The organism is Bacillus sp. XF8 (genome assembly GCF_017498755.1).
Taxonomy (GTDB): domain Bacteria; phylum Bacillota; class Bacilli; order Bacillales; family Bacillaceae_G; genus Bacillus_A; species Bacillus_A bingmayongensis.
This window is the reverse complement of the sequence record NZ_JAGDQK010000006.1, coordinates 1-226: the sequence shown is the minus strand read 5'-3', so window position 1 is coordinate 226 and position 226 is coordinate 1. Positions and strand designations below refer to the sequence as shown.

1 protein-coding gene is annotated in these 226 nt (G+C 37.6%); it reads left to right on the top strand.

The annotated features are described in order from the left end of the window. On the top strand, nt 1-226 hold a 226-nt coding region (locus J4P91_RS06430), incomplete at both ends, for a hypothetical protein (protein WP_207993295.1).

The window sequence follows — 226 nt, the reverse complement described above, 5'->3', positions numbered from 1 at the left end:
ATGCCGATGATGGATAATGATCAAATGCCGAATATGATGCCAATGATGGATAATAATCAACCACCGAATATGATGCCGATGATGGATAATGATCAAATGCCGAATATGATGCCAATGATGGATAATAATCAACCACCGAATATGATGCCAATGATGGATAATGATCAAATGCCGAATATGATGCCAATGATGGATAATCAACCACCGAATATAATGCCAATGATGG